At 72.5% G+C, this 23,721-nt stretch carries 25 protein-coding genes; 14 read left to right on the forward strand and 11 right to left on the reverse strand.

Annotation, left to right across the window (positions count from 1 at the left end):
• Nucleotides 1–44: 44 nt before the first annotated feature.
• Nucleotides 45–533: a MarR family winged helix-turn-helix transcriptional regulator gene (locus ACFVXG_RS12410; RefSeq protein ID WP_387926807.1), complete on the forward strand. Its 489-nt coding sequence runs from the start codon at nucleotides 45–47 to the stop codon at nucleotides 531–533.
• A 93-nt stretch (nucleotides 534–626) separates the two neighbouring features.
• Nucleotides 627–2,066 (forward strand): MFS transporter, encoded by a 1,440-nt coding sequence (locus tag ACFVXG_RS12415; protein WP_387926809.1) that lies wholly within the window; start codon nucleotides 627–629, stop codon nucleotides 2,064–2,066.
• A 56-nt stretch (nucleotides 2,067–2,122) separates the two neighbouring features.
• On the opposite strand, the gene ACFVXG_RS12420 is transcribed toward ACFVXG_RS12415, so the two are convergent.
• On the reverse strand, nucleotides 2,123–2,605 hold the full coding sequence (locus tag ACFVXG_RS12420) for a hypothetical protein (RefSeq protein ID WP_350507657.1): 483 nt from the start codon (nucleotides 2,603–2,605) through the stop codon (nucleotides 2,123–2,125).
• 462 nt (nucleotides 2,606–3,067) lie between these two features.
• Here ACFVXG_RS12420 and hemL point away from each other — a divergent pair, with 462 nt between their 5' ends.
• From hemL to ACFVXG_RS12455, 7 genes are all read left to right on the forward strand, one after another.
• Nucleotides 3,068–4,396, forward strand: a complete 1,329-nt coding sequence (gene hemL, locus ACFVXG_RS12425; RefSeq protein ID WP_387926811.1) for a glutamate-1-semialdehyde 2,1-aminomutase — start codon at nucleotides 3,068–3,070, stop codon at nucleotides 4,394–4,396.
• A 64-nt stretch (nucleotides 4,397–4,460) separates the two neighbouring features.
• On the forward strand, nucleotides 4,461–5,111 hold the full coding sequence (locus ACFVXG_RS12430) for a histidine phosphatase family protein (protein WP_387927146.1): 651 nt from the start codon (nucleotides 4,461–4,463) through the stop codon (nucleotides 5,109–5,111).
• Nucleotides 5,112–5,253: 142 nt separating this feature from the next.
• On the forward strand, nucleotides 5,254–5,868 hold the full coding sequence (locus ACFVXG_RS12435) for a TlpA family protein disulfide reductase (RefSeq protein ID WP_387926812.1): 615 nt from the start codon (nucleotides 5,254–5,256) through the stop codon (nucleotides 5,866–5,868).
• Nucleotides 5,865–6,668, forward strand: a complete 804-nt coding sequence (locus ACFVXG_RS12440) for a cytochrome c biogenesis CcdA family protein (protein WP_387926814.1) — start codon at nucleotides 5,865–5,867, stop codon at nucleotides 6,666–6,668. The genes ACFVXG_RS12435 and ACFVXG_RS12440 overlap by 4 nt, the downstream gene beginning before the upstream one ends.
• 2 nt (nucleotides 6,669–6,670) lie before the next feature.
• Entirely contained in the window at nucleotides 6,671–8,461 is a 1,791-nt protein-coding gene (locus ACFVXG_RS12445) for a cytochrome c biogenesis protein ResB (RefSeq protein WP_387926815.1), read from the forward strand.
• Nucleotides 8,462–8,464: 3 nt separating this feature from the next.
• A complete protein-coding gene (gene ccsB / locus ACFVXG_RS12450) occupies nucleotides 8,465–9,664 on the forward strand; it encodes a c-type cytochrome biogenesis protein CcsB (protein WP_387926817.1) in 1,200 nt (399 codons plus the stop codon).
• Nucleotides 9,665–9,785: 121 nt separating this feature from the next.
• Complete coding sequence (locus tag ACFVXG_RS12455; RefSeq protein WP_350507651.1) at nucleotides 9,786–10,193, forward strand: hypothetical protein; 408 nt, start codon at nucleotides 9,786–9,788, stop codon at nucleotides 10,191–10,193.
• A 34-nt stretch (nucleotides 10,194–10,227) separates the two neighbouring features.
• On the opposite strand, the gene ACFVXG_RS12460 is transcribed toward ACFVXG_RS12455, so the two are convergent.
• Nucleotides 10,228–11,286, reverse strand: a complete 1,059-nt coding sequence (locus tag ACFVXG_RS12460; RefSeq protein WP_387926819.1) for a ScbA/BarX family gamma-butyrolactone biosynthesis protein — start codon at nucleotides 11,284–11,286, stop codon at nucleotides 10,228–10,230.
• Nucleotides 11,287–11,637: 351 nt separating this feature from the next.
• Between ACFVXG_RS12460 and ACFVXG_RS12465 the strand changes: the two genes are divergently transcribed.
• Nucleotides 11,638–12,255, forward strand: a complete 618-nt coding sequence (locus ACFVXG_RS12465) for a ScbR family autoregulator-binding transcription factor (protein ID WP_387926820.1) — start codon at nucleotides 11,638–11,640, stop codon at nucleotides 12,253–12,255.
• Between the two features lie 60 nt (nucleotides 12,256–12,315).
• Here the strand turns inward: ACFVXG_RS12465 and ACFVXG_RS12470 are convergent, their stop codons facing one another.
• The 4 genes from ACFVXG_RS12470 to ACFVXG_RS12485 form a co-directional block, all read right to left on the reverse strand.
• A complete protein-coding gene (locus tag ACFVXG_RS12470) occupies nucleotides 12,316–12,927 on the reverse strand; it encodes a ScbR family autoregulator-binding transcription factor (RefSeq protein WP_387926822.1) in 612 nt (203 codons plus the stop codon).
• Nucleotides 12,928–13,198: 271 nt separating this feature from the next.
• A complete protein-coding gene (locus ACFVXG_RS12475) occupies nucleotides 13,199–13,408 on the reverse strand; it encodes an acyl-CoA carboxylase subunit epsilon (RefSeq protein ID WP_375881827.1) in 210 nt (69 codons plus the stop codon).
• 73 nt (nucleotides 13,409–13,481) lie between these two features.
• On the reverse strand, nucleotides 13,482–15,083 hold the full coding sequence (locus ACFVXG_RS12480; protein WP_387926824.1) for an acyl-CoA carboxylase subunit beta: 1,602 nt from the start codon (nucleotides 15,081–15,083) through the stop codon (nucleotides 13,482–13,484).
• Nucleotides 15,084–15,534: 451 nt separating this feature from the next.
• Nucleotides 15,535–15,975 carry a PLD nuclease N-terminal domain-containing protein gene (locus ACFVXG_RS12485; protein ID WP_387926826.1) on the reverse strand — a complete coding sequence of 147 codons (441 nt, stop codon included), beginning with the start codon at nucleotides 15,973–15,975 and terminating at the stop codon, nucleotides 15,535–15,537.
• Nucleotides 15,976–16,068: 93 nt separating this feature from the next.
• Here ACFVXG_RS12485 and ACFVXG_RS12490 point away from each other — a divergent pair, with 93 nt between their 5' ends.
• Nucleotides 16,069–17,526 carry a menaquinone biosynthesis decarboxylase gene (locus ACFVXG_RS12490; protein WP_387926828.1) on the forward strand — a complete coding sequence of 486 codons (1,458 nt, stop codon included), beginning with the start codon at nucleotides 16,069–16,071 and terminating at the stop codon, nucleotides 17,524–17,526.
• A complete protein-coding gene (mqnP, locus tag ACFVXG_RS12495; RefSeq protein WP_387927148.1) occupies nucleotides 17,514–18,419 on the forward strand; it encodes a menaquinone biosynthesis prenyltransferase MqnP in 906 nt (301 codons plus the stop codon). Before ACFVXG_RS12490 ends, mqnP begins: the two co-directional genes overlap by 13 nt.
• 34 nt (nucleotides 18,420–18,453) lie before the next feature.
• Here mqnP and ACFVXG_RS12500 read toward each other — a convergent pair whose 3' ends face one another.
• The 5 genes from ACFVXG_RS12500 to ACFVXG_RS12520 form a co-directional block, all read right to left on the reverse strand.
• Nucleotides 18,454–18,708 carry a hypothetical protein gene (locus ACFVXG_RS12500; RefSeq protein WP_387926830.1) on the reverse strand — a complete coding sequence of 85 codons (255 nt, stop codon included), beginning with the start codon at nucleotides 18,706–18,708 and terminating at the stop codon, nucleotides 18,454–18,456.
• Nucleotides 18,705–19,055, reverse strand: a complete 351-nt coding sequence (locus ACFVXG_RS12505) for a hypothetical protein (RefSeq protein WP_387926832.1) — start codon at nucleotides 19,053–19,055, stop codon at nucleotides 18,705–18,707. The genes ACFVXG_RS12500 and ACFVXG_RS12505 overlap by 4 nt, the downstream gene beginning before the upstream one ends.
• Before the next feature lie 50 nt (nucleotides 19,056–19,105).
• On the reverse strand, nucleotides 19,106–19,972 hold the full coding sequence (locus tag ACFVXG_RS12510) for an NAD(P)H-binding protein (protein WP_387926834.1): 867 nt from the start codon (nucleotides 19,970–19,972) through the stop codon (nucleotides 19,106–19,108).
• A 271-nt stretch (nucleotides 19,973–20,243) separates the two neighbouring features.
• Entirely contained in the window at nucleotides 20,244–20,999 is a 756-nt protein-coding gene (locus ACFVXG_RS12515) for an alpha/beta fold hydrolase (RefSeq protein WP_387926835.1), read from the reverse strand.
• Nucleotides 21,000–21,100: 101 nt separating this feature from the next.
• On the reverse strand, nucleotides 21,101–22,327 hold the full coding sequence (locus ACFVXG_RS12520) for an FAD-dependent oxidoreductase (protein ID WP_387926837.1): 1,227 nt from the start codon (nucleotides 22,325–22,327) through the stop codon (nucleotides 21,101–21,103).
• Nucleotides 22,328–22,424: 97 nt separating this feature from the next.
• Between ACFVXG_RS12520 and ACFVXG_RS12525 the strand changes: the two genes are divergently transcribed.
• A complete protein-coding gene (locus ACFVXG_RS12525) occupies nucleotides 22,425–23,282 on the forward strand; it encodes a TetR/AcrR family transcriptional regulator (RefSeq protein ID WP_387926839.1) in 858 nt (285 codons plus the stop codon).
• A gap of 60 nt (nucleotides 23,283–23,342) precedes the next feature.
• Complete coding sequence (locus ACFVXG_RS12530; protein ID WP_387926841.1) at nucleotides 23,343–23,711, forward strand: VOC family protein; 369 nt, start codon at nucleotides 23,343–23,345, stop codon at nucleotides 23,709–23,711.
• The last annotated feature ends 10 nt before the right edge of the window (nucleotides 23,712–23,721 follow it).

The following is a 23,721-nucleotide window of genomic DNA, read 5'->3' on the forward strand; positions in this document are numbered from 1 at the left end:
CGGGATCATCCGACAGCGGACGGGCCGTTGCTAACCTCGGACGTATGACGACGACCCCGCCCGTGCGGCAGATCCGCGACATCTCCGGCCTGCTGGACCACGCGAGCCACGTGCTGGCGACCCGGATGGCGGCCGCCTTCACCGAGCTCGGGATCACTCCGCGTGCGTACTGCGTGCTGTTCCACGCGCAGGAGACCGAGCGCACCCAGATCCAGCTGGCCGAGCTGGCGGACCTGGACAAGACCACCATGGTGGTCACCGTCGACGAGCTGGAGAAGGCGGGCCTGGCCGAGCGCCGCCCGTCCGCCACCGACCGCCGGGCCCGGATCATCTCGGTTACCGAGGCGGGCGAGCGCGCCGTCGAGCGGGGCACCGCGATCGCCGACCGGGTCCACCGCGAGCTGCTGGAGGCGCTGCCGCAGCCCGAGCAGAACGCCTTCGTCTCGGCCCTGACCCGCCTGGTGGACGGGCACCTGGCGGAACCGGTGGAGAGCGAACGGACGGTCCGCCGGGCCCGTCGTTCCCGCGGGTGAGGCACGCCCGCAATCTGCTCCCGAGATAGATAGTCCCGAACAAAACAATCTGATAGCGTCCTTCCCGGTACTCGACGAACCGGGAGACCCGCCATGACCACCCATGCCCCGACCGCGCCCGACACGGCGCCCGCGGCCCCCCTCCGCTCCCGCGCACTGGCCCTCGCGGTGCTCTGCGCGGGCATGCTGATGATCGTCCTGGACGGCTCGATCGTCACCGTGGCGCTGCCCGCCATCCAGGACGACCTGCACTTCTCGCCCGCCGACCTCACCTGGACGGTCAACGCCTACCTGATCGCCTTCGGCGGTCTGCTCCTGCTGGCCGGCCGGCTCGGCGACCTGATCGGCCGCAAGCGGGTCTTCGTCGCCGGACTCGTCCTCTTCACCGCCGCCTCGCTGCTCTGCGCCCTCGCCACCGGGCAGGGCATGCTGATCGCCGCCCGGTTCCTCCAGGGCGTCGGCGGCGCGATGGCCTCCTCGGTCAGCCTCGGCATGATCGTCACGCTCTTCCCCGAACCCGGCGAACGCGGCCGCGCGATCGGCGCGTTCAGCTTCGTCGGCGCGGCCGGCGCCTCGATCGGCCAGGTCCTCGGCGGGGTGCTCACCCAGGCCCTCGACTGGCACTGGATCTTCCTGATCAACCTGCCGCTCGGCCTCGCCGCCGTCCTGCTCGCCGTCCGGGTCCTGGCACCCGACCACGGCCCCGGTCTGCGGGCCGGCGCCGACGTGCCGGGCGCCGTACTGATCACCGCCGCCCTGATGCTCGGCATCCACACCATCGTCGGCGCCGGCGGGAACGGCTGGACCTCCGCCCGCACCCTCGGCCTCGGCGCGCTCTCGCTCGCCCTGCTGGCCGGCTTCCTGCTCCGCCAGGCCAGGGCCGCCCGGCCGCTGCTGCCGCTGCGGATGTTCCGCTCCCGCAACGTCTCCGGTGCCAACGCCGTGCAACTGCTGACCATCGCGGGGATGTTCGGCTTCCAGATCATGGTCGCCCTCTACCTGCAGCAGGTCCTCGGCTACGGCTCCGCCGCCACCGGCCTCGCGATGCTGCCGGCGGCGGTCGCCATCGCCGCGGTGTCGCTGCTGCTCTCCGCCCGGCTGAGCGCCCGGTTCGGCGAGCGCTCGGTGCTGCTCGTGGGCCTCGCGATGCTGGTCGTCGCGCTCGGCCTGCTGGTCCGGCTGCCGACCGATGCCGACTATCCGGTGCACCTGCTGCCGACCATGCTGCTGATCGGCGGCGGCGGGCTGGTGCTGTCCGCGCTCGCCGTGCTCGGGATGTCCGGCGCCGGCCCGGAGGACGCGGGCACCGCCTCCGGCCTCTTCAACACCACCCAGCAGGTCGGCGGCGCGCTCGGCGTCGCCGTGCTCACCACCCTCGCCGACGGCCGCAGCGGGGCGCTGGCCGCCGCCGGGCACCCCGCCGCCGAGGCGCTGGCGGGCGGCTTCCGGCTCGCCTTCGCGGTGGCCGCCGGGCTGTTGACGGTGGCACTGCTGCTGGCGGTGGTGGTGCTCCGGCCCGCCGCGAAGGATTGACGGACCGTCAATCCGGCGAACCCCGACCGTCGTTCAGCGGTCGGGGTTCGGCGCGCTCAGGGCCAGACCAGGCAGTACAGCTGGTGCCCGGCGTCGTGCAGCCGGTTGGCGAAGTCCTGCCACTCGTGCAGCATGCTGTAGATCACGAAGGCGTCGCGCGGCCCGCGCCGGTCCGGGACGGTGGACCAGATGAAGGCGGCCGCGCCGAGCTCGGTCTCGTCCGCCTTGCGCAGCGGCTCGACCACGTTGTGCGGGAGTTGGACGACGGCGTAGTCGGGGTGCAGTACGACGAGTTCCAGCGGCGGCACCTGGTGCAGCGGGACGCCCTGGATGCCGGTGAGGACCATCGCGCTCATGGTCTCCGGTTTGATCTTGGTGGAGAGGTGGCCGGTGGGGGAGCCGCTGGTCTCCATCAGGTCGCCGAGCCGCCCCAGCGCGCCGAGTTCACCGGCGTCCAGGCCCAGTCCGCCCGGGCCGAGGGCGGTGGGGACTCTGGCGGCGGTGGCGCGGTCCGGTGCGCCGAAGTACTTGTACGTCACCCCCACGCGTCCCTCACCCCGCCTCTCGCCGCCGCGGCGGCCACGACCCGTACCCGCTCCCGTACCCCCGCGTGCGGTCTCGGCGGGCCCACGGGAGCCACCCGCGGCCTCGTCGAAGCCGTCCTGCGCCTCGGACACTCGGACCATCCTCACCGGAATTCGCCGGAATCGACAGACCCCCGCACGCCCGGCGTCCCGCCGGACGTGCTCCTTACCCGTCATGCGCCGCCGTACCCACTCTCGGTACGCGGCAGTCCTCTCCACACCCCTGCACACAACCGGAGCGCTCGCGCACCTGTGCACACAGTCTGACTGGTCCGTGCTCCGGAACAGCCAGCGGCCCCGCCCGTGGACCACCGCCACGGCCGACCGTCAGGGACAACCGTACAGACAACGGTGCCCGGATCATCGTTCCAGATGATCGGGCCGGACATGCAGAGCTCAAGGACACGATTTGAGACCATGTCTCCCGTGAGCTACCCCTACGAAGCCCCCCAGTCCCAGTCGCTGTTCGATCGCGCCTCCGTGGTCACGCCCGGCGGCGTCAACTCCCCGGTGCGCGCCTTCCGCGCGGTCGGCGGCACGCCGCGCTTCATGGTGTCCGGCACCGGCCCCTACCTCACCGACGCCGACGGCCGTGAGTACGTCGACCTGGTGTGCTCGTGGGGTCCGATGATCCTCGGCCACGCGAACCCCGCCGTGATCGACGCCGTCCAGCAGGCGGTCACCCGCGGCACCTCCTTCGGCACGCCCGGCCAGGGCGAGGTCGAGCTGGCCGAGGAGATCGTCTCCCGGGTCGCCCCGGTCGAGCAGGTCCGCCTGGTCTCCTCCGGCACCGAGGCCACCATGTCCGCGATCCGGCTCGCCCGAGGCTTCACCGGCCGGGCGAAGGTGGTCAAGTTCGCCGGCTGCTACCACGGTCACGTGGACGCGCTGCTGGCCGCCGCCGGTTCCGGCGTGGCCACTTTCGGTCTGCCGGACACCCCGGGCGTCACCGGCGCCCAGGCCGGCGACACCGTCGTGCTGCCGTACAACGACCTGGCCGCCGTCGAGCAGGCCTTCGCCGCCCACCCGGGCGAGATCGCCTGCGTGATCACCGAGGCCTCGCCCGGCAACATGGGCGTCGTCCCGCCGCTGCCCGGCTTCAACGCCGGCCTCGCCCGGCTCTGCCGGGACAACGGCGCGCTGTTCATCTCCGACGAGGTGATGACCGGCTTCCGCGTCTCCAAGGCCGGCTGGTACGGCCTGGAGGCGGCGAACGAGGGCTGGGCGCCGGACCTGCTGACCTTCGGCAAGGTCATGGGCGGCGGCTTCCCGGCCGCGGCCTTCGGCGGCCGCGCCGACGTGATGGCCCACCTGGCCCCGGCCGGCCCGGTCTACCAGGCCGGCACCCTGTCCGGGAACCCGGTCGCCACCGCGGCCGGCCTGGCCCAGCTGCGCGGCTGCACCGACGAGGTCTACGCGACGGTGGACAAGGTCTCCGCCGAGATCTCCGGCCTGGTCTCCGAGGCGCTCACCAAGGAGGGCGTGGCGCACCGGCTGCAGACCGCCGGGAACATGTTCTCGGTGTTCTTCACCGAGGCGGCCGTCACGAACTACGACGAGGCCAGGACCCAGGAGGCGTTCCGCTTCACCGCCTTCTTCCACGCGATGCTGGCCGAGGGCGTCTACCTGCCGCCGTCCGCCTTCGAGTCCTGGTTCGTCTCGGCGACCCACGACGCCCGGGCGATCGAGCGGATCGCCGCCGCCCTGCCGGCCGCGGCCCGCGCCGCTGCCGCCGCCACGGCCTGATCCCTTTCCAGACCACAGGAGCAGTCGAGAAGTGAGCGCCAAAGAGATCACCGTCGTCCACGTGATGCGCCACGGTGAGGTGCACAACCCGGAGGGCGTGCTGTACGGCCGCCTGCCGGGCTACCACCTGTCCGAGCTGGGCCGTCAGATGGCCGACCGGGTCGCCGAGGACCTGGCCGGACGGGACATCACCCACGTGGTGGCCTCCCCGCTGGAGCGGGCCCAGGAGACCGCCGAGCCGATCGCCAAGGCGCACGGCCTGGAGGTCGCGGCCGACCCGCGGCTGATCGAGGCGGAGAACGTCTTCGAGGGCAAGACCTTCGGCGTCGGCGACGGCTCGCTGCGCAACCCGGGCTACTGGAAGTACCTGACCAACCCGTTCAAGCCCTCCTGGGGCGAGCCGTACCTCGACCAGGTGGTGCGGATGATGGGCGCGCTCGGCGCCGCCCGGGACGCCGCCCGCGGGCACGAGGCGGTCTGCGTCAGCCACCAGCTGCCGATCTGGATCCTGCGCTCCTTCGTGGAGCGCCGCCGGCTCTGGCACGACCCGCGCAACCGGCAGTGCTCGCTGGCCTCGCTGACCAGCTTCACCTTCGAGGGCGACAGCATCGTCTCGGTCGGGTACCGCGAGCCGGCCCGCGACCTGCTGCCCGCGCACCTGGTGGGCAAGGGCCGCAAGGGCGACAAGCCGGTGGGCAAGAGCTTCGGCGCCTGACGCCCGTAAGCGGTGCGTAAGTATGACTTCGGGTCACCCGGCGAGCGCCGGGTGACCCGAAGTCTTCGCAGGTCAGAGTAGGTGTGACGCGCAAGGCGGGACCCCGGCGAACCGGCTCGGAACTCCATGCGAAACTTTTCACATGTCTGCCATGACGCGCCCCCGTCCCCGTGTCGCCGCAGCCGCCGCCACAGTCGCCGCCGCTGCGCTCGTCCTCACCGGCTGTTCCTCCTCGGGCTCGTCGAGCAGCAGCGAGGGACAGGTCGGCTTCGTGACCGTCAAGGGGACCAACCTGTCGAAGGCGGACACCGGAAAGCGCGGCGACGCGCCGGACATCTCCGGGGAGACCCTGGAGGGCAACCAGGTCAAGCTCTCCGACTACCGCGGCAAGGTCGTGGTGCTGAACGTCTGGGGCTCCTGGTGCGGGCCGTGCCGGGCCGAGGCGAAGAACCTCCAGGCCGTCGCGGACGAGTACAAGGACAAGGGCGTCCAGTTCCTGGGCATCAACACCCGGGACACCGACAAGACCAACGCCGTCCGCTTCGAGCAGGAGCAGGGCGTCAGCTTCCCGAGCATCTTCGACCCGGCGGGCACCCAGCTGCTCAAGTTCCCCAAGGGCAGCCTCAACCCGCAGTCCATCCCGACCACCCTGATCGTCGACCGCGACGGCAAGCTCGCCGCCCGCGCCGTCGGCGGGACGACCCAGGAGGCGCTGGAGTCGATCGTCCAGCCGGTGGTCGCGGAGCAGCAGCAGTGAGTGGGCCACTGGACCCGGCCGCGCTCCCGCTGGCCGCACTCCCGCTGGCCGACAACTTCACCACCGTGCAGAGCGGTGCGCTGCTGGCGGCCGCGCCGATCGCGCTCGCGGCCGGGCTGGTCTCCTTCTTCTCGCCCTGCGTGCTGCCCCTGGTGCCCGGCTACCTGTCGTACGTGACGGGCTTCTCCGCCGCCGACCTCGCGGACGCCCGCGGCGCCAAGCGCGGCCGGATGCTGCTCGGGGCGACGCTGTTCATCCTCGGCTTCACCGTGGTCTTCGTCTCCGGCGGGGCGCTGTTCGGCCAGTTCGGCAACACCCTGCTGGAGCACAAGCGGGTCATCTCGATCGTGCTCGGCTCGCTGACCGTGGTGATGGGCCTGGCGTTCATGGGCCTCGTCCCCGGCCTGAGCATGCGCGAGGTGCGCTCGCACCGCCGCCCGGCCGTCGGCCTGGTCGGCGCGCCGCTGCTGGGCATGGTGTTCGGCGTCGGCTGGACGCCCTGCATCGGCCCGACCCTGGCCGCCGTGCAGACCCTGTCGCTGAACCAGGCGGACGCGGCGCGCGGAGCCCTGCTGATGACCTTCTACTGCCTGGGCCTCGGCGTACCGTTCATCGTGGCCGCCCTGGCCTTCCGCCGGGCGCTGGGCGCCTTCGGGTGGGTCAAGCGGCACTACCCGCTCGTGATGCGGATCGGTGGCGGCATGCTCGTCGCGGTCGGTCTGCTGCTCGTCACCGGGATCTGGGATTCCTGGATGAGCGAACTGCAGTCCTGGACCGCCGACTCGCAGATCGGAATCTGACCGTGAGCAAGACCACGACCGATACCGAGCTGCCCCCGGCGCCGGACGACTCCGCCGCCGAGCGGCTCAGCACCGCGCCGGTCGAGTCCGACGGGCCGACCGGCATAGGGGTGCTCGGCTGGGCGCGCTGGATGTGGCGCCAGCTGACCTCGATGCGGGTCGCCCTGATCCTGCTCTTCCTGCTGTCGCTGGCTGCCATCCCGGGTTCGCTGATCCCGCAGAACGGCCAGAACCAGTTCAAGGTGCAGACCTGGAAGGCGCTGCACACCACCGTCGCGCCGATCTACGAGAAGCTCCAGCTGTTCGACGTCTACAGCTCGGTCTGGTTCTCCGCGATCTACATCCTGCTGTTCGTCTCGCTGGCCGGCTGCATCGTCCCGCGGACCTGGCAGTTCGTCGGCGTGCTGCGCTCCCAGCCGCCGGCCGCCCCGAGCAACCTGACCCGGATGCCGGTCCACGCGGCCTGGCGCACCGGGGCGGACCCGGAGCAGGTGACCGCGGCCGCCCACCGGCTGCTGCGCAAGCGCGGCTTCCGCGCCAACCTGTTCGGCGGCTCGGTGGCCGCCGAGAAGGGCTACCTGCGCGAGGTCGGCAACCTGCTGTTCCACCTGTCGCTGTTCGCGCTGCTCGGCGGCTTCGCCTGGTCGAGCCTGGCCTCCGGCACCGGCGGCAAGCTGATGGTCGAGGGCCAGGGCTACTCCAACACCATCACCCAGCTCGACGACTTCACCGGCACCCGGTTCTACGGCAACCAGGACCTCGACCCCTTCTACCTGAAGCTCGACGACTTCACCTCGAAGTTCCAGAACACCGGTGACCAGATGGGCGCCGCCCGGCAGTTCACCGCGAACGTGGAGTACTACGAGGGCAGCGACGAGTCGAAGCTGAAGAAGGGCACGATCGAGGTCAACCACCCGCTGGAGATCGGCGGCAGCAAGGTCTACCTGATCGGCCACGGCTACGCCCCGGTGATCACCGTGAAGAACGGCAAGGGCGACGTGGTCTACCACGACGTCGTGCCGTTCCTGCCGCAGGACGCCAACCTGACCTCGACCGGCGTGGTGAAGGCCTCCGACTACGGCGTCGGCCCGGACGGCAACAAGACCCAGCTGGGCTTCTCCGGCTTCTTCCTGCCGACCGCCCCGCTGAGCTTCGCCGGCACCGGCCCGATCTCGCTGTTCCCCGGCGACGCCGCCCCCGAGCTGGTGCTGAACGCCTTCGCCGGCGACCTCGGCACCGACTCCGGCCTGCCGCAGAACATCTACCAGCTGAACACCTCCAAGCTCACCCAGCTGCAGCAGGACGGCCAGCCGGCCAAGGCCCTGCTCAAGCCCGGCCAGGGCTGGACCCTGCCGGACGGCTACGGCACCGTCACCTTCGAGGGCTACAAGCAGTGGGCGAGCTTCAACGTCTCGCACCGCCCCGGCAACGAGATCGCGCTGACCGGCGCGGTCCTGGCGATCCTCGGCCTGATCGGCTCGCTGTTCATCCAGCGCCGCCGGATCTGGGTGCGGGCGGTGGCCCTGCCGGGCGGCGGCACCCAGGTGGAGCTGGCCGGCCTGGCCCGCAGCGAGTCGGCGAAGATCGCCGAGGAGCTGGCCGAACTCGCGGTGGACCTCCAGGACGACGCCCCGGCGTCGGAGGACGAGGAGCCCGCGGCCGAGGATCCGCCGACTGAGGACCTCCCGGCAGAAGACAGCGCAGCAGTAGACGGCGCAGCAGAAGACCCCGCAGCAGAAGACCCCGCAGCAGAAGACCCCACAGCCCCTGCCGACCAGAACTCCAAGGAGTAGACGGTGCACCTCGCCTCGGGAGTCGACCCACAGCTGGCCGACCTCTCCAACAAGCTGATCTATTCGGCGATGGCGGTCTACACGCTCGCCATGTTCGCCCACATGATCGAGTGGACCTTCGGCAGCAAGGGTGCCGTCGCCGTCCGCTCGAAGGAGCAGGCGGGCAGTCTGGCCGAGACCGTCGCCGCGGCCGGGCAGCCGGCCGCGAGCAAGGCGGTGAAGAAGGTCACCGTCACCGTGGCGGGCGCCGGCGGCGGCACCACCACGCTCACCCGCACCGCCGTGGCGGGCGAGGGCGCGACGGTGGTCACCACCGGCCGCGGCGCGGACGAGGAGGACGGCCCGGGCGCGGCCGGCACCAGCGAGAAGGCCGACCTGGCGGGCCGGATCGCCGTCTCGCTCACCGTCCTGGCGGTGCTGCTGCACGGCGGCGGCATCGTCACCCGCGGCCTCTCGGTCTCCCGCTGGCCGTGGGGCAACATGTACGAGTTCTCCTGCGCCTTCGCGTTCGCGATGACGGCGGCGTACCTGGTGCTGCTGGCCGCGCGGAAGAACGTCCGCTGGCTCGGCCTGCCGGTCGTCGTCGCGGTGCTGCTGACCCTCGGCATCGCCACCCAGGTGCTGTACACCGACTCGGAGCAGCTCGTCCCGGCGCTGCACTCGTACTGGCTGGCGATCCACGTCTCCACCGCGATCTTCTGCGGCGGCGCCTTCTACGCGGCGTTCATCGCCACGCTGCTGTACCTGTTCCAGGACTCGTTCCGGAAGAAGGCCGACGCCGGCTTCTACGAGTTCCTGCGGCCCGGCGCGGCGCGGTCGGCCGAGGGGAAGTACAGCAAGACCCGGATCAGGCTGGCCCGGGTCCGGGTGTCGGTCTGCAACCGCCTGCCCGCCCCGTCCACCTTCGACAAGCTGTCGTACCGGATCAACGCCCTGGTCTTCCCGCTGTGGACGTTCACCATCATCGCGGGCGCGATCTGGGCCGAGGCCGCCTGGGGCAAGTACTGGGAGTGGGACCCGAAGGAGACCTGGTCGTTCATCACCTGGGTCGCCTACGCCTGCTACCTGCACGCCCGTGCGACGGCCGGCTGGAAGGGCCGCAAGGCCGCGTACCTGGCGCTGGGGGCCTTCGCCTGCTGGCTCTTCAACTACTACGGCGTGAACATCTTCGTCACCGGCAAGCACTCGTACGCGGGGATCTGACCGGGGGCACCCACCCACCGGCCCGGCTTTCCGCAGGAGGTAGCCGGGCCGAGGTGCAACAAGGGGTAGTTCGTGCCGGCCGTCCGTGCCGGTACGGGGAGGAACGAGGAGGAATCGCGCGATGGAGTGCGACGAGGTCATGCTGACCGTCCGAATCACCGCCGCCGAGCGCATGCTGCTCCGACGGCTCGCCCAGGGGCACCGGAGCGACGTGTCCGAAGTGGCGGCCGACGCTCTGCTGGACATCATCCCCACGCTCAGCGCACCGGGGGACGCCTACCGGCTGCTGAGCGCCCTCGCGACGCCGGCGCCGTGCGCGCTGACCGTCTGGCTGCCGACCGCGCTGGCCGACCTGCTGGTGCCCGGCGCGGCCCGGATCGCCCAGATCACCGACCTCCGGATCGAGTCGGCCAGCGCGGCCCTGGGCGCGGCGCTGCGGCTCTGGCTGGCCCAGGACCCGGTCCGGCTCGCGGCCAACCTCAGCGTGATGCACGCGGGGCGGCGGCCCGCCGCGCTGGTGGCCGCCTGACCCTCAACCCGCCAGACGTCAGCCCGGCTGGCCCTCAACTCGCCAGCGGCAGCAGGCCGGTCGCGGCGGGGCGGCCCTCGAAGGCGTCCCGCCGGACCGGCACCCGCGGACCGTCGACCGGCTCGGTGAGCAGTCGGCACTCGGCCGCCGTCCGCCCGTCCTGGAGCAGTCGGACCAGGACGGGGGTGCGGCGGCCGTCCGCTGCCCGCTCGCGGACGGCCTGCACGAAGCAGGGCCGGTCCAGCTCGATGTAGCGGTCGAAGGAGGTCACCAGCTCGACCGGCACCACCGGCTCGGGGTGGTGCAGCCGCTGCGCGGCCTGCCGGGCGGCCTCCAGCACCAGCATCCCGGGCACGTGGTCGAGCTCGTGGTCGAACAGCACCGGGTGCCCGGCGTCGGCGCGCAGCAGCCAGGTGTCCGGCCGCAGGGTCGGGCTGAGCACCACGTCCCCGGACTGCGCCCGGCCGACCAGCTCGGGCGCGGCGGGCTCCGGCGGGCGGGGCGGGGCGACGGCGCGCCGGCCGGGGCCGCGCAGCCGCTGGTACGAGGCGGGGGTGACCACCCGCAGCTGGCCGGCGCCGTGGCCGATCCGCCGGCCGTCCCGGGTGACGTCGGCGTGCACCCGCAGCGAGGACAGCCGGCCGTGCCGCATCCGGACGTCCTGGCAGCCGACGGTGAGCATCAGCGAGGCCGGGTCGGCGGTGACGGCGAGGCCGGGCAGACCGGCCTCGCCGAGCGCGTAGCCGAGCTCCTCCATGACGAAGTGGTGGTCGCGCGGGACCCCGAAGCCGGCGTGGCCGATCAGCAGCCCGGCCTGCCGGACGGTCTCGGCCATCAGCACCGGGTCGTGGTAGCGGTCGCCGGGCAGCCGGTAGAAGCCGTGCAGCCGGGGCCACTGGGCGCCGAGCAGGAAGTCGTACGGGCCGGTGGCCTGCCAGCCGGTGAGGAAGACCTCGGAGACCGAGGCGCGGTGCACCAGGTGCCGGGAGACGGTGCGGTCGTGGAAGTCGTAGCCGGCGTCGGGGCGGGTGCCGTAGCCGGGGCCGGGGTGGGCGTACGGACCGTGGGCGTCCGGCTCTACGATCAATGGCATGACTGGCCCCAGCTCCAGGGTGTCGGTCGAGCGTCCGCCACGGACGCCCCGCAGCAAAACATACATACCACCCGGTTTGTCTTCTACGGCCGGGGGTGACCCCGCCGCGCGACCCGGAGTGACCACGCTACCCGGCCCCTGGTCTGCGGGAATGCCCGAAACGGGGAGGGCAGACCTTGGGCGGGGGGTGGTCCCCGCTGGACGGCGGGGTCGACACAGGCGCTAGATTAGATACCAACCATGCGGTTTCGGCCAGTTCCGTCCGCATGCGAGGTGCCGCCTCCGACCGAGGGCGCGCCGACAGCAGCCGGGTGGGGCGGGGAGCGCGTCCGGCGGAGTCCGGAGGGGTCAGTGGTCAAGCAGGAACGCGCGGGGCGGACCAGGCAGGCCGTGCTGCTCGCCGCCGCGGACACCTTCGCGGGGGTCGGGTTCGAAGCCGCCAGCCTGGTCGACATCAGTCGCCGGGCCGGGGTGAGCAAGGGCGCCCTCTACTTCCACTTCGTCTCCAAGCAGGCCCTGGCCGACGGCGTCCGGGCCGCCGCGGGGCGGCAGATCGGCTCGGCCGCGCTGCGCGCCCTGCGCACCGAGGACCGGGCCGTCCAGGGGCTGATCGACTTCTCGCACGAGCTGGCCCGGCTGCTGCGGGAGGACGTGGTGGTGCGGGCCGGCGTCCGGCTCGGCCGCCAGGGACCGCGGCCGGCCGGGGCCCCCGCCGGACCGGACACCGCCTGGCGCAGCCTCACCGCCGTCGTCCTCCGGCTGCTGGACCGGGCCGAACGGGCCGGCGAGCTGCGCCCCGGGGCCGACCGGCGGGCCTGCGCCGAGCTGCTCACCGCGGTGGTGGCGGGCCAGGTGCTGCTGGCCGCCGAGGAGGTCGGCCGGCCGGAGCCGGAGGCCGTCCGGCGGCTCTGGGCGGCCGCGCTGCCGGCCCTGGTGGGGCCGGGCGACTGCGCGGGCTACCGGGTCTGACCCGGACGTGCCGCAGGGCCCCAGTGGCCGCTGCGGCCGCAGCCCGGGCCCGGGCGGGGCTCAGCCGCGTTCGGCGACGCTCAGCCGGGCGAGCGCGTGCGGCTGGACCAGGCCGGGCAGGATCAGCGTCCACATGTCGGCCATCCGCTGGATCAGGTCCTGCCGGTCGGCCAGCACCTGGGAGCTCAGCTGGATCCCGGTCACCGCCCCGGTGATCACCCCGGCGGCCGCGACCAGGTCGACCCCCGGGTGGAGGTCCCCGGCCTCCCGGGCGCGCTCCAGCAGCTCGCGGACCAGGTCCATCCAGCCCTGGTACGCGGCGATCTGCGGCTGGGTGAAGCTGCCGTGCTCGATGGTCAGCCGGATGCTGCCGCGCACCAGCGGGTCCTCCTGGAGCGCGCGGGCGAACGCGTACCCGAGGTCGATCAGGGTCTGCACCGGGCTGTCCGAGGAGGGCTCCCAGGAGCCGATCCAGAGGCCCTGCCCCTCGATCACGGCGAGCGCCAGCTCCTCCTTGGAGTGGAAGTGGAAGTACAGCGCGCCCTTGGTGACACCGGCCCGGTCCAGGATCTCGGACATCGTGGCGGCGGCGTAGCCCCGCTCGTCGAACACCTCGGCCGCCGCGAGGAGTACCGCCTGGCGGGTCGCCAGCGCACGGGCCTGCCTGGCCATCGCAGCCTCCCTGGAAAGTTCTGTACCTCGGCAGCGGCCGATCCTATGGGGGCCGACGGGGCGACGGGCGTGAACCGTCCGGTAGGTATCCTACCGAGCCGCTCCGCGCCCGGTCGGACGGGCACGAACGGGGCCCCGGCGCCCCCGCGGCCGGTCCGCGGCGGGCCCGCCGGGGCGCCGCGTCGGCCTCACCCGGACGGCCCGACGGCCGGTCACCCAGGGGGTGACCGGCCGTCGGGGCCCGTCTCTCGGTGCCGGCGGTCCGGGACCGTCAGGCGGCCTGCTGCCAGCTGACCGGCGAGTAGTAGGCCGGGCGGCGCTCCAGGCGCTGCCAGTTGGCGATCGGCTCGACCTGCGCGGCGGCCGCGGCCTGCTGCGCGACGGCGGCGCGGGCCATCAGGACGGCGGTCAGGGCGGCGAGCTCCTCGTCGGAGAGGCTGCCGCGGACGATGCGGACGAGGGGTTCGGCGGAAGCGGTCATGTCCTTGGTTTCTCCCCCGGTTGCTGTGGTGTGTGGTGGTGCCCGGTACGGCCTGCCGCGGCGGACCGCGCTGCTACATCGGCGGGTTGCCGTGCTTGCGGCTGGGCAGGTCGGCGTGCTTGGTGCGGAGCATCGAGAGCGCCGAGGCGATCACCAGGCGGGTCTCCGCCGGGTCGATGACGTCGTCCACGAGGCCGCGCTCGGCCGCGTAGTACGGGTGCATCAGCTCGCTCTTGTATTCCTTGATCTTCTCGGCGCGCATGGCGTCGGGGTCCTCGGCGCCGTTGATCTCGCGGCGGAAGATGACGTTGGCGGCGCCCTCGGCGCCCATCACGGCGATCTCGTTGGTCGGCCAGGCGTAGGACAGGTCCGCGCCGATGGAGCGGGAGTCCATGACGATGTAGGCGCCGCCGTAGGCCTTGCGCAGGATCAGCGAGATGCGCGGCACGGTGGCGTTGCAGTACGCGTACAGCAGCTTGGCGCCGTGCCGGATGATGCCGCCGTGCTCCTGGTCGACGCCGGGCAGGAAGCCGGGCACGTCCAGCAGGGTGACCAGCGGGATGTTGAAGGCGTCGCACATCTGGACGAAGCGCGCGGCCTTCTCGCTGGCGTTGATGTCGAGCACGCCGGCCAGCGACTGCGGCTGGTTGGCGATGATGCCGGTGACGTGGCCGTCGACCCGGGCCAGCACGCAGAGCACGTTGGTGGCCCAGCGCTCGTGGACCTCCAGGAACTCGCCGTGGTCGACGATCTCCTCGATCACCTTGCGCATGTCGTACGGGCGGTTGCCGTCGACGGGCACCAGGTCCAGCAGGCTGTCGTTGCGGCGCTCGACCGGGTCCTCGCTGACCACGGACGGCGGCATCTCGCGGTTGTTCTGCGGCAGCAGCGACAGGAGGTAGCGGACCTCCTCGATGCAGGACTGCTCGTCGTCGTAGACGAAGTGCGAGACGCCCGAGACGCCCGCGTGCACGTCGGCGCCGCCCAGGCCGTTCTGGCTGATCTTCTCGCCGGTGACGGCCTGGACCACGTCCGGGCCGGTGATGAACATCTGCGAGGTCTCGCGGACCATGAAGACGAAGTCGGTCAGCGCGGGGGAGTACGCGGCGCCGCCGGCGCACGGGCCGAGCATCACCGAGATCTGCGGGATGACGCCGGAGGCCTTGGTGTTGCGCTGGAAGATGCCGCCGTAACCGGCCAGGGCGGTGACGCCCTCCTGGATGCGGGCGCCGGCGCCGTCGTTCAGCGAGACCAGCGGGGCGCCGGCCGCGATGGCCATGTCCATGATCTTGTGGATCTTCTGCGCGTGGGCCTCGCCCAGGGCGCCGCCGAAGATCCGGAAGTCGTGCGCGTAGGTGAACACGGTGCGCCCGTGCACGGTGCCCCAGCCGACGACCACGCCGTCGGTGTGCGGCTTCTTGGCCTCCAGGCCGAAGCCCTGGGCGCGGTGCCGGCGCAGCGGCTCGACCTCGCGGAAGGAGCCCTCGTCCAGCAGCAGGTCGATCCGCTCGCGGGCGGTCAGCTTGCCCTTCGCGTGCTGGGCCTCCGTGGCCTTGTCGCTCGGGCCGCGGCGCACCTGCTCGCGGAGCTCGAGGAGCTCGGCGACCCGCCCCTTGGCGTCAGCCGGGACCTCGGGGACCTCGCCGCCGACCGGCGCCTCATGCACAACCGTCATCTCGAACCACTCCAAGGGTGAGGGAACTGTCCGACAGCGAACGTCTGCTGTGCCCCCAGCTGCGAATCAACTTCTTCACTTATGACTCTACGAGGGGCCGTGCGCTGGTTTCGGCGTCGATTCCGTACAAGGTCGAGTTCGTTTAGCTGTGAGGCCTGTACAGAAGCGGTCGGTTCGAAGGCTGTGCGCTCGGTGATCGCTCGAATACCGGGGGTTGTCGGGCAGATGATGGTCCGATGAGCTGAGCGTGAACGAAAGCGCAGGTCAGGGCCGTCTCACAGCACTGTAGTGCGGTCGTCTGGGGTACCGCTCAAGGACGGCTGGATCGCGGCGCCGGAAAGCGGTCGAATCGCGCTGGAGGCGCTCCGGTCGTAGGGAAGCGCCAAAAACGCCGCAGCCCACCCGTGGGTGTCCGGGTGGGCTGTCCGGGGGACCGGCCGAACCGCTCCGATCAGCTCTTTCGCCCGTCCTCGGGCTCGTCCCCACCGCGCAGTTCCTGCTCCCGGCGGCGCAGATCGGCCTCCCACTGACGCAGCATGGACTCGTGGTCCTTGTCGTCCTTCTTCAACGACTCGTTCCCGAGGGACGCCAGGAACTCCGGATCGTCGTCCGGGGCCACCGGCCGACCGCCGCGCGGGGCGCCGGGGCCGGGTCGGCCTCCGGCGGCCGACTGCCCCGGGTGCCCGTCCGGCGCACCCGCCCGCAGGAAGCCGCGCTGCCTCCCGGCCAGCAGCCAGGCGATCGGGCCGAGCGGCGGGAAGAGCAGCACGATGATCACCCAGATCGGCTTCGGCAGGTGCTTCACCTCGGCCTCGGGCGTGATCAGGCAGTCGATGAACGCCCACACCCACAGCACGAGCGGAAGGACGATGGTCAGAAGAATCCTCAGCACGGCTGCGGTCTCCCCCGTCGAGGGTGGTGGCGGCGGGCGCCTCCCGGGGCCCTTGACGCAAGCCAGGCTATCGGGTGGCGGATACTGACAGGCATGGCATACGACGATCTCCGCTCGTTTCTCCGGGCCCTCGACCGCGAGGGCGACCTCAGGCGCATCAAGGCGGAGGTGGACCCCCACCTGGAGATCGGCGAGATCGTCGACCGCGTGCAGAAGGCCAAGGGCCCGGCGCTGTTGTTCGAGAACGTCAAGGGCTCGTCGATGCCGCTCGCGATGAACGTCTTCGGCACCGAACGGCGGCTCGCCAAGTCGCTCGGCCTCAAGGGCCCGGAGGACATCGCCGAGAAGATCGCCGGCCTGCTCAAGCCCGAACTGCCGCAGGGCTTCACCGGGTTCCGGGACGCCTTCGGCAAGCTCGCCTCGATGGCGCACGTCCCGCCCCGGCACGTGAAGGCCGGCGACGCCCCGGTCCAGGAGGTCGTGCTCACCGGTGACGACGTCAACCTGGACGAGCTGCCCGCGCTGTTCACCTGGCCGCTGGACGGTGGCTCCTTCTTCAACCTGGGCCTGACCCACACCAAGGACCCGGACAGCGGGGTCCGCAACCTCGGCCTCTACCGGCTCCAGCGGCACGACCGCCGCACGATCGGGATGCACTGGCAGATCCACAAGGACAGCCGCAACCACTACGCCGTCGCGGCCAAGCGCGGCGAGCGCCTCCCGGTCGCGATCGCCTTCGGCTGCCCGCCGGCCGTCACCTACGCCGCCACCGCGCCGCTGCCCGGCGACATCGACGAGTACCTGTTCGCGGGGTTCGTCGCGGGCGAGCGGGTCCGGATGGTCGACTGCAAGACCGTCCCGCTGCAGGTCCCGGCCGACGCCGAGGTGGTCCTGGAGGGCTGGCTGGAGCCCGGCGAGATGCTCCCCGAGGGCCCGTTCGGCGACCACACCGGCTTCTACACCCCGCAGGAGCCCTTCCCGGCGCTGACGATCGACTGCGTGACCATGCGCCGCCGGCCGATCCTGCAGTCCATCGTGGTCGGCCGCCCGCCGACCGAGGACGGCCCGCTGGGCAAGTTCACCGAGCGGTTCTTCCTGCCGCTGCTGAAGATCATCATCCCGGACATCGTCGACTACGACCTGCCCGAGGCCGGCGGCTTCCACAACTGCGTGATCGTCTCGATCGACAAGAAGTACCCCAAGCACGCCCAGAAGACGATGCACGCGATCTGGGGCGCCCACATGATGTCGCTCACCAAGCTGATCATCGTGGTGGACTCCGACTGCGACGTCCACGACTACCAGGAAGTCGCCTGGCGGGCCTTCGGCAACGTCGACTACAGCCGCGACCTCACCGTCGTCGAGGGCCCGGTCGACCATCTCGACCACGCCTCCTACCAGCAGTTCTGGGGCGGCAAGGCGGGCATCGACGCGACCCGCAAGCTCCCCGAGGAGGGCTACACCCGGGACGGCGGCTGGCCGGAGATGGTGTCCTCGGACCCGGAGACCGCCGCGCTGGTCACCCGTCGCTGGAAGGAATACGGACTGTGAGCACCGCTGCGGTCGAGACCCCGGGGCGCACCAAGGCCTTCCTGCGCCTGGTGATGATCGAGCACTCGGTCTTCGCCCTGCCCTTCGCCTACATCGCCGCGCTGTCCGCCATGTTCCTGGCGGACAAGCGGGTGCACTGGGGCGAACTGTTCGTCGTCACCGTCTGCATGGTCGGCCTGCGCACCTTCGCGATGGCCGCCAACCGGATCATCGACCGCGAGATCGACGCCCGGAACCCGCGCACGGCCGGGCGCGAACTCGTCACCGGCGCCGTCTCGTTGAAGACCGCGTACGTCGGCTCGGCGGTCGCCCTGGTGGTCTTCCTCGGCGCCGCGGCACTGCTCAACCCGCTCTGCCTGGCCCTCGCGCCGGTGGCCGTGGTGCCGATGGTCGTCTACCCGTACGGCAAGCGGTTCACCAACTTCCCGCAGGCGATCCTGGGCCTGGCCCAGGCGATGGGCCCGGTGGGCGCCTGGCTCGCGGTGACCGGCAGCTGGTCCTGGGAGGCCGTGGTCCTCGGCGCCGCGGTCGGCATCTGGATCGGCGGCTTCGACCTGATCTACGCCTGCCAGGACGTCGAGTCCGACCGGGAGCACGGCGTCGGCTCCCCGCCGGCCCGCTTCGGCGTCCCCGCGGCCATCTGGGGCGCCCGGGTCTGCCACGTCCTGACCACCCTGCTGCTCGGCTGGTTCGCGCTGCTCACCCACGCCGGCGCCGCCTTCTGGATCGGCCTGGCCGTCGTCGCCGGCGCGTTCGTCTACGAGCACACCATCGTGAAGCCGAACGACCTCTCCAAGCTCAACCGGGCCTTCTTCCAGACGAACAGCTTCGTCGGCATCTCGCTGTTCTTCTTCGCCCTGGCCGACCTGGTCATCCGCGGCCTCGGCATCTGACGGGGCGGGAGTCGCCCGCCGGGCCCGGCCGGGGTCAGGCGGGCGGCGTCACCTGGCAGACGACGACGAGTTCGAGCCGGGGAACGACGTAGTACGCGACCAGGCCGCCGGCGACGTCGAGGTACTGCATCGGCTCGCCGCTGCCCTCGTACGCGGTGCCGTCCAGGTACAGCGCCTCGGCCGCCCGGACGAGTTCGGCGGCCTTCGTCTCGACGGCCGCCAGGAACCCGGCGGGCGCCCCGCCGGTGACGTGCTCAGGGCTGGGCAGGTACTCCCAGCTCCAGCTCACTCGTTCACCGCCCCGAACGCGGAGCGGTAGATCGTGGCGACCTCGCCGGCGTGTCGGCGGCACTCCTCGACGGTCGCCGCGTGATTGGCGAGGTAGTTCGCCCGGTGGTAGGCCCGTGCCGTGGCCGGAACCCGCTCGATCTCCACGACGGTGGCCCAGTGCGCGACGAACGCGCGGATCGGGTTGACGCTGCCCGCCTCGATGGCCGCGGCCATGGCCCTGGTCTGCCCCTCCACCATCTCCGGAAGTCGGGCGGAAGCCACCACGGCGAGGGCGGCCTTGAGAGCGGCGGGCGACTTCTCGGGCCTGGGGATGAGTGCGGCTACGTCCGACACCGGCTGACTCACGGGGCTCTCCTCTCGTCCCGTCCGAGCCTACTCGTCGTCGGCCGGGCGTCTCAGCGGAACAAGTGGGCGTGGTCCGCGGCCCAGGCGCGGAAGGGGCGCGGGGGCTGGCCGGTGACGTCCTGGACCGTGGTGGTGACCGGTTCGGGGGTGGTGGTGCGGGCGTGGAGGAAGTCCAGGGCGCCGTCCACCAGGGCCGGGGGGCAGCCGGTGGTGAGCATCCGGTGGCGGGCGGCCTCGCGGGGGATCTCCTCCCAGCGGACCTCCCGCCCGGCCGCCTCGCCGATGATCCGCACCTGCTCGGCCTGGGTGGGGGACTCGGGGCCGGTGAGGACGTAGCGGGCGCCGTCGTGCCCGTCCTCGGTCAGCGCCCGGGCGGCGACCGCCGCGATGTCCCGCTCGTCGACCACGTTCAGCCCGGCCCCGCCGCCGTAGCCGCGCACGGCGCCCCCGGCCCGGATCTCCTCGGCCCACCGCAGCGCGTCGGCGGCGAAGCCGTGCGGTCGCAGCACGGTGTGCCGCAGCCCGCCGGCCGTGAGGAGCGCCTCGATCTCCCCGTCCGGCCGTCCGGGCGAGTACGGGCCGGCGCCCGGGACGTCCCGGACGGCGGCGGAGGAGAGCAGGACCACCCGCCCGACCTCGCCGGCCAGCGCCGCCACCGCCTCCGCGGCGCCCTCGGCGGTGGCGAACGGCCAGCCCAGGAACGCCGCGTCGACGCCGTGCGCGGCCGCCCGCAGGGACTCCGGGTCGCGCAGGTCGCCCAGGACGTAGCCTTTCTGCCGGGCCCGGTCCACCCGCCGGGTCAGCGCCCGCACCCGCACCCCCGCGGCGGCGAGTTGCAGTCCGAGGTGGCGCCCGACCGCGCCGGGGGCGCCGAGCAGCAGCACGGTCGACGCGTCGTCGGTTGTCTTCTCCGTCATGACTCCGACGGTAGGTGCGGAGGCTCCGACTCCCCATGCGTACGGGTCTCCGGTGCATGCGTCGGCGTCTACGCCCGGGCCGGCCGCGGGCCGGTGCCCCCGGCCGACCCGGGCGTTCCCGCGGGCCGACGGCCGGTCAGGGGCGGGCGGGAGCCTGCCGGACATCCCCGCCCCCGGCCGGGAACTCACCCGAACGGGTGAACTCCGCGGGCCGGTCGTGCAGTCGTCGGTTGGGCAGCCGTCGGTCGTGCAGGCGCCGGTCGTGCAGGCGTCAGTTGTGCAGGAAGGACTCCAGCGAGGTCGCCAGCGCCACCGGCGCCTCGTACATCGGGTAGTGCCCGCTGCCGCCGAGCTCCTCCAACTCGGCGTTGGGGTAGTGCTCCAGCCAGGTGCCCCGCATCACGTCGGCGGTCAGCGCGAGGTCGTGCTCGCCGACGATGACCTTGACCGGGACGGGGTTCCCGCTGATCCGGTGCTCCAGGTCGGCCGAGGCCCAGTCCTGGACGTAGCTGCCGAAGGCCTCGGGGGTCGACAGCCGCAGCGACTGGTCGACCATCCGGTCCAGCCAGACCCGGCCGGCCCGCTGCCCGGTGACCAGGTCGAGGATCGCGTACCGCTTCTCGCGGTCCTCGGCGGCGCCGTAGAACAGCGCCGCGCCCGCTTCGTCCAGCGGGTAGGCCCCGGCGGGCACCGGGGCCAGGCCGACCAGCTTGCGCACCCGCAGCGGCGCCTCGGCCAGCACCTGCTGGGCCGCCTTGCCGCCCATCGAGTGGCCGACCACGGAGAAGCGGTCCCAGCCGAGCTGGTCGGCGAGGGCGAGCGCGTCGGCGGCGATCTCGGCGAGGGTGTAGGCGCCGGTCACGTCCTTGCGCTCGCCGTAGCCGCGGTAGTCGAGGAAGGCGTAGCTGAACGACTTGCCGTCGAGGTAGTCGAGGAAGGGGCCCCAGCCCGCGCTGGTGCCGAACCAGTCGTGCAGGACGAGGACGGGGTGGTCGCCGGTGCCGGTCAGGCGGTGAGGGATCGTCATGCCGGGGGTCGTTCCCCGGAAACCGCCCGTCCGAACGGCCGGTCCGCTGCGGGCCTGCCGCCCGGTCGGGTCGGCCGCTCGCCCAGGGGCCGCCCGCCCGGTCAGGCCGACGGCCGGCGGGCGAAGGCCGGGGCGTGTTCGGGGCGCGGCCCCAGGGCGAGGAGCCGGGACAGGCCGATCCGGAGGGCGGGCACCCGGCGAGCGACCGTGATGAAGGCGGTCGGCGGCCCGGAGCGCCGCCCGGTGAGCACCGGGACGAACATGATGCGGTGCAGGACCCGCTGGAGGCGCTGCATGACCACGGTCGGCCACCAGCGGCGCTGCTGGACCCGGGCCAGGGCGGCGACGGTCGGGCGGCCGCGGCGCAGCGGTTCGGCGAGCAGGGCGGCGGCCGCGACGGCGTCCTGGATGGCGAGGTTGATGCCGACGCCGCCGGCCGGGGACATCGCGTGGGCGGCGTCGCCGATCAGCAGCAGCCCGTCCACGTACCAGCGGTCCAGCCGGTTGAGCTTGACGTCGAGCAGGTGGACCTCGTCCATGCCGGTCAACTGGTCGACCCGGTCGGCGTACTGCGGCAGGAGTCCGGCGATCCGGGCGCGGAAGCCGTCGACGCCCTCGGCGCGCAGCTGGGGGTCGGAGCCCTTGGACTTGAAGTAGGCGATCTGGAAGTAGTCGTCGCGGGGGAGGCTGAGGATCATCTCGCGGTCGCCGAAGGCGGGGATGAGGCTGGGCTGCCCGGCCTGCTCGTGGGCGTGCCGGGGGAGCCGGAACCACCAGGTGTCGAAGGGCACGGGGTACTCCTCGGGCACCAGGCCGGCCTCCCGGCGCAGGGTGGAGTGCCGGCCGTCGGCGGCGACGGTGAGCTCGGCGCGGATTTCGCCCTCCTCGCCGTCCCGGGTGCGGTAGCGGACCCCGACCACCCGGCCGTCCTCCCGGAGCAGTCCGGTGGCCTCGGTGTCCATCCGCACGGTGAAGGTGGGTTCCCGCTGCGCCTCCTCGACCAGGAAGTTGAGCAGGTCCCACTGCGGCATCATGGCGATGTAGTTGTACGGCGCGGGCAGTTGGTCGTAGGCGCTCAGTTCGAACTGGCCGCCGCCGGGCACCGGCATCACGAGGTTGCCGAGCCGGCTCTGCGGCAGGGTGGCGAACTTGCGGCCGAGGCCGAGTTCGTCCATCAGGCGCACGGTGGACGCGTGGACGGTGTCGCCGCGGAAGTCGCGCAGGAAGTCCCCGTGCTTCTCCAGCACGGTCACCTCGACGCCCGCGCGGGCCAGCATCAGACCTAACACCATTCCGGCCGGTCCGCCCCCGGAGATGACGACGCTCATGGCTCTCTCCCCTTGGATCCCTTGTCGTTCCTGGATGGAACGTGCATATAGAGCGTCTCTGGAACCGTCTCAGGTGTCAAGTAGTACGATGTCTCACATGAACGATCTGGTGGCGGCCGCCCTGGCGGCGGCGAAGGCGCGGGGACAGGACGTCGCGGACGTCCCGCTGACGGCGATCGCCTCGGCGGCCGGCATGTCGCGCAGCACGCTGCTGCGGCGCCTCGGCGGCTCCCGGGCCCCGCTGGACGAGGCCGTCCGGCGGACCGGCGTCGACCCGGGCGGACGGCCGCCGGTACGGGAGCGGGCGATCGAGGCGGCGGCCCGGCTGGTGGCCGAACGCGGCCTGGCCGGGGTGACCCTGGACGCCGTGGCCGATCGGGCCGAGTGCTCGCTGCCCAGCCTGCACGCCGTCTTCGAGGGGCGGGACGGCCTGTTCGCCGCCGTCTTCCTCCAGTACGGCCCGCTGCCGGACCTGGAGGCGCTGGTCGCGGACCCGCCGGAGAGCGTGGAGGACACCGTCCGGGCGATCCACGGCGCCTTCGCCACGGCCTGGACCGGCGAGCCCCGGGTCATCCCGGCGGTCTTCGCCGACCTCTTCGGCCGACCGGACGGCCCCGCCGCCCGGATGATGGCGGCCCACCTCCCGCGGATGTTCGACGGCTTCGCCCGGCTGCTGCTGCCGCACGTCGAGGCGGGCCGGCTGCGCCCGCTGCCGCTCCCGGTGCTGGCCCAGCTGATGATCAGCCCGCTGGTCAACCACGTGCTGCTGAGACCGGTGCTGGAGCCCGCCCTCGGCGCCGCCCTGCCCCCGCTGGAGGAGATGCTGGACCTGTTCGTCGAGGCCTACCTGCGGGCGGTGGTCCTGCCGCCGGGGGCGCCCGCGGCCGCCGGGCCTGTCCGGCCGGACGGAGCCCAGCCGGACGGAGCCCAGCCGGACGGAGCCCCGACCGGCTGAACTCCTCGGTGCTGGAGGAGGATCGGCCCCGGAAGCGAAGCCCACCGGAGGAGACCGCCCGTGATCGGCACCCTGCAGTGCCTCGTGCTCGACTGCCCGGACCCGGCCCTGCTCGCCCGGTTCTACGCCGGGCTGCTCGGCGGCGAAGTCGACCGCCCGGACCGGCGCTGGGCTCTCGGCCCCGGCTGGTCCACCCTGCACCTGGACGGCGGCACGGTGCTCTGCTTCCAAGGCGTCGCCGACCACCGCCCGCCCGAGTGGGGGGATCCCGAACACCCCCAGCAGGCACACCTGGACATCGACGTGCCCGACCTCGACGCCGTCGAGCCCGCCGTCCTGGCCCTCGGCGCGGTGCGGCTGCACGACGCCGGCGGGTGGCGGATCTACGCCGACCCGGCGGGCCACCCCTTCTGCCTGGTGCGCGGCTAGGGCCCGTAAC

The organism is Kitasatospora sp. NPDC058162 (genome assembly GCF_042884005.1).
GTDB lineage: Bacteria > Actinomycetota > Actinomycetes > Streptomycetales > Streptomycetaceae > Kitasatospora.

Coding starts and splice junctions, on each gene's coding strand:
- ACFVXG_RS12520 (WP_387926837.1), bottom strand. CDS start 22,327: ATGAGCGTCGTCATCTCCGGGGGCGGACCGGCCGGAATGGTGTTAGGT.
- ACFVXG_RS12410 (WP_387926807.1), top strand. CDS start 45: ATGACGACGACCCCGCCCGTGCGGCAGATCCGCGACATCTCCGGCCTG.
- ACFVXG_RS12475 (WP_375881827.1), bottom strand. CDS start 13,408: ATGACCGCTTCCGCCGAACCCCTCGTCCGCATCGTCCGCGGCAGCCTC.
- ACFVXG_RS12455 (WP_350507651.1), top strand. CDS start 9,786: ATGGAGTGCGACGAGGTCATGCTGACCGTCCGAATCACCGCCGCCGAG.
- ACFVXG_RS12515 (WP_387926835.1), bottom strand. CDS start 20,999: ATGACGATCCCTCACCGCCTGACCGGCACCGGCGACCACCCCGTCCTC.
- ACFVXG_RS12435 (WP_387926812.1), top strand. CDS start 5,254: ATGTCTGCCATGACGCGCCCCCGTCCCCGTGTCGCCGCAGCCGCCGCC.
- ACFVXG_RS12490 (WP_387926828.1), top strand. CDS start 16,069: ATGGCATACGACGATCTCCGCTCGTTTCTCCGGGCCCTCGACCGCGAG.
- ACFVXG_RS12460 (WP_387926819.1), bottom strand. CDS start 11,286: ATGCCATTGATCGTAGAGCCGGACGCCCACGGTCCGTACGCCCACCCC.
- ACFVXG_RS12525 (WP_387926839.1), top strand. CDS start 22,425: ATGAACGATCTGGTGGCGGCCGCCCTGGCGGCGGCGAAGGCGCGGGGA.
- ACFVXG_RS12430 (WP_387927146.1), top strand. CDS start 4,461: ATGCGCCACGGTGAGGTGCACAACCCGGAGGGCGTGCTGTACGGCCGC.
- ACFVXG_RS12510 (WP_387926834.1), bottom strand. CDS start 19,972: ATGACGGAGAAGACAACCGACGACGCGTCGACCGTGCTGCTGCTCGGC.
- ACFVXG_RS12480 (WP_387926824.1), bottom strand. CDS start 15,083: ATGACGGTTGTGCATGAGGCGCCGGTCGGCGGCGAGGTCCCCGAGGTC.
- hemL (WP_387926811.1), top strand. CDS start 3,068: ATGTCTCCCGTGAGCTACCCCTACGAAGCCCCCCAGTCCCAGTCGCTG.
- ACFVXG_RS12415 (WP_387926809.1), top strand. CDS start 627: ATGACCACCCATGCCCCGACCGCGCCCGACACGGCGCCCGCGGCCCCC.
- ACFVXG_RS12470 (WP_387926822.1), bottom strand. CDS start 12,927: ATGGCCAGGCAGGCCCGTGCGCTGGCGACCCGCCAGGCGGTACTCCTC.